Below are 3,534 nucleotides of genomic sequence, written 5' to 3'. Positions count from 1 at the left end.
GTCCTGTGGGAGGAGGACCCGACCCCCGCTCGCCAGTCGTCGAAGAAGCCGGCCGCCCTGGTCGGGCTCATCGCCGCGGCGATCGTCATCGGGTTGGTGGCCCTCTCGCTGCTCACCCGCGGCGGGCGGGAGACGCCCGCCGCCTCCCCCCTGCCCGCCGCCGCCGTCGTGCAGCGCGGGGTGGCGAACGTCTTCGGCGAGCTCGAGGTCCTGCAGGCCGAGTACACGATCGGCCGGCTCAGCGTCTACCGGCTCCCTCAGCGCGATACGGAGGACCGGGCCACGTTCTCGTTCTCGCTGGCCACGATCGAGGGGAGGCTCGTCTACGAGGAGCCGGGCCGCCTGCGCGACGAGAACGCCCTGCAGATCCCGGACACCGGACGGACCCGCACCACGGTGGTGCGGACGGCGGAGGACGGGATCAGGACGCTCACCGTGGAGCCCGACGACCGCCGTCTGGACGCGGTCTCGGGTCCGGCGGCCGGGCCCCCGTCCGGACCGTTCGTCCCGCTGCTCGGGACGCTCGACCAAGCGGTCGCCGCCCCCGCCCGCCTCCTCGTGGGTGCCCGGAGCGTCGAGGTGCTCGGCGAGGGTCAGATAGAGGACCACCGGGTGTACCGGGTCCGCTTCCGGGTCGACCCGGACCCGTTCACCCGCGCGGACACCATCGAGATGCACCTGGACGCCCAGACCTACTTCCCGCTGCGTGTCATACGGTCCATCGCGCGCCAGGACGCCCAGGTGCTCGGGCCGGAGGAGCTGCTGACCCAGGAAGCGATCGACACGGCGTTCGGCGACCGGGACCGCATGACGGTGGAGCGCGTGGACCTCACCTCGGTCGAGCTGAACGGGGTCGCCCTCCCCGGCGAGTTCCGCATCGAGCCACCCGAGGACGTCGATCCGGAGACCACCGACGCGGGGTTCGAAGCCACCACGCGCGAGGCCGCGTCCGAGGACCTGACGTGGCTGTTGACCCCGACGTCCATCCCCGGGACCTTCAGGGAGCAGTCCACGGTCGCGGTGACCGAGGACCCCCCACCCTGGGGGCCCCGCGAGAGGTACCCCGCCCCGACGGGGGTGGTCCAGACCACCTACTTCGACGGGATGACCACGGTGGTCGTGGATCAGCGCCAGGTGCGTCGCGGCCCGTTCGAGGTGGCGGACTCGCCCATCCCGGACACGACGATGCCGCTGAACGAGCGCATCCTGCCCGGGGGTGAGGGCAGGGAGCTTCGGTACGCTGTCTCGCCCGAGGTTCCCCCCCACGTCTGGGGCTGGGTCGACGACGTCTTCGTGGTGGTCTCCGGGTACGCGACGCTCGACGAGCTCGTCGCCTTCGCCGAGGCGATGGAGGCTCCGGAGCCGTCCCCGACTCCCGAGGGGTCGCCCGGTCCGAGCCCACGCGGGAGCCCGTCCCCAACCGGGAGCCCCCGGGGGACCTCGTCCCCCACGCCGCGCGCGACCCCCTGAGCAGGGATCGCCCGCGGGCGCGGAGAAGAACCCCTCAGTTGAGGATCTGCTCGAAACCGACCATGGGGGTTGCGCATGCGCTCTAGCTCGTTGCGTGCACTTCTGGCCGCCGCTGTCGTGGCGGGGCTCGTCGTACCGGGGGCTTCGGCCGCGAGCGCCTCCGGCGCGAACATCCGATGCGTGGACGACGTGGGCTCCTACGCCGGACGCTGCACGACGGGTCATGACTCGATCCAGGCGGCGGTGAACGCGGCCGAGCCCGGCGACCTCGTCCTCATCGGACCGGGGACCTACTCGGAAGAGGTAGTGGTGGGCGCCGGCAAGGATGGCATCACCATCCGAGGCACCGATCGCAACGACGTTCACCTAGAGGGTGACAGCCAGACCGACCGCTACGGCTTCCTCATCACCGCGCGCGGGGTCGAGGTGGCCAACATGACCGCCTCCGGGTTCACCCACACCGCGTTCTTCTGGACGGGGACCGCGGGGTACCACGGCCGCTACCTCACGGCGTACAACAACGGGATATACGGCGTCTATGCGCTCGGTTCGTCCGGTCCCGGCCTGTTCGAGAAGTCGTACGCGTCCGGGAACCCGGACGCGGGCTTCTACATCGGCGAGTGCAACCCGTGCGATGCCACGATCCGCGATGTCGACTCGGTGAACAACGGGCTCGGGTACTCCGGCACCAACGCGAGCGGCAACCTCGTCATCGAGGACTCCCGCTGGATCGCCAACGGCGCCGGGATCCTCCCGAACACCCTCGACTCCGAGAAGCTGCCGCCGCAGTGCTGCATCGTGATCCGGAACAACCTCATCCAGGGATCAGGATCCAACCCCGACGTGCCGCTGCGCGGCATCAACGCGGCAGCATTCGGGATGGGGATCGGCCTGGCCGGTTCGATGTACACGCTCGTTCACGGCAACCAGGTCTTCGACTCGAACCGCTACGGGATCGTCGTCTTCCCCTTCCCCCACGAGACCCCGAACGTGTACCGGGCGGCCGGGAACCGCGTCGAGCGCAACACGGTCGCGGACAGCGGCTTCTACGACCTCTCCCTCGCCGCCGGCTCGGGAGACTGGAACTGCTTCGGCGGCAACACGTTCGCGACCAGCGACCCACCCCGTATCGAGACGCTCTACGGGTGCGAGATCCAGGGAGGTTCGCTGAGGAACCTGCCCGTCAGCGGCGGGCCCGTCAGCACGGTCGAGCTCGTAACCGGGCTCGTCCGTTACTCGGGCAACGACAACTGGCGCGACCAGCCCGTGCCGGACGAGCAGGAGACGATGCCGGACCCGCTAGCCGGGTTCTGATCTCGATCCACCGGCGGGGGGCGCTTGCGCCTCCCGCCGGTCCCTTCCGCTAGGTCGGGGGCGCTGTCCCGGCCGGTCCGGGCCCCTCCGACTCCGGACCCGTCCCCCCGGTGGCCGGAGGCATGCTGGCGCCGCGTTCGCCGGGCGTAGGCTCCCGGCCCGGCATGTCTCGGAAGTCCACCTGCGGCGTCTGCCGCGACACCTCCTCGATCTCGAGGTAGTCGCGCGCGGCGAAGCCCAGCGGACCCGCCAGCAACACCCCGGGGAAGGTCTGGACCGCGTTGTTGTACAGCAGCACCGTGTCGTTGTAGATCTGCCGGGCGACCGCGATCTGGTTCTCGGTGTCCTGCAGTTGGCCCTGGAGCTGGAGGAAGTTCTCGTTCGCGCGCAGCTCCGGGTATGCCTCGGCGACCGCGAAGAGCTGCCGAAGCGCCGCCGTGAGCATGTTCTCCGCCTGCGACTGCTCGGCGACCGTCCGCGCCTGCACACCCATCGAGCGCGCCTCGGTGACGCGCTGGAACACCTCACGCTCGTGGGAGGCGTACCCCTTCACCGTCTCGATGAGGTTCGGGATGAGATCGTAGCGCCGGCGGAGCTGCACATCGACCTGGGCCCACGCGTTGTCGGCCCGGTTCCGCAGGCGTACGAATCGGTTGTAGAGGGAGATCGCGAGCAGGGCGACCGCCACGACCAGCACCACGAGCGCGAGAACGATCCCGGTCACCATGCACCTCCGCCGCCTCCGCCACC

Annotated in this window: 3 protein-coding genes; 2 read left to right on the top strand and 1 reads right to left on the bottom strand. The window is 70.4% G+C overall.

Going from position 1 to position 3,534, the window contains the following annotated elements; translation table 11 throughout:
• Together VM840_11835 and VM840_11830 are read left to right on the top strand one after the other, a co-directional pair.
• The coding region (locus tag VM840_11835; GenBank protein ID HVL82268.1) for a hypothetical protein at positions 1–1,470 on the top strand (1,470 nt) is incomplete at its 5' end.
• A gap of 90 nt (positions 1,471–1,560) precedes the next feature.
• Entirely contained in the window at positions 1,561–2,784 is a 1,224-nt protein-coding gene (locus VM840_11830) for a right-handed parallel beta-helix repeat-containing protein (GenBank protein ID HVL82267.1), read from the top strand.
• 49 nt (positions 2,785–2,833) lie between these two features.
• Here the strand turns inward: VM840_11830 and VM840_11825 are convergent.
• Positions 2,834–3,534: LemA family protein (locus tag VM840_11825; GenBank protein HVL82266.1), on the bottom strand; the 701-nt coding region annotated here is incomplete at its 5' end.

Source organism: Actinomycetota bacterium, assembly GCA_035540895.1.
Classification (GTDB): domain Bacteria; phylum Actinomycetota; class JAICYB01; order JAICYB01; family JAICYB01; genus DATLFR01.
This window is presented reverse-complemented; position numbering and strand designations above follow the sequence as displayed.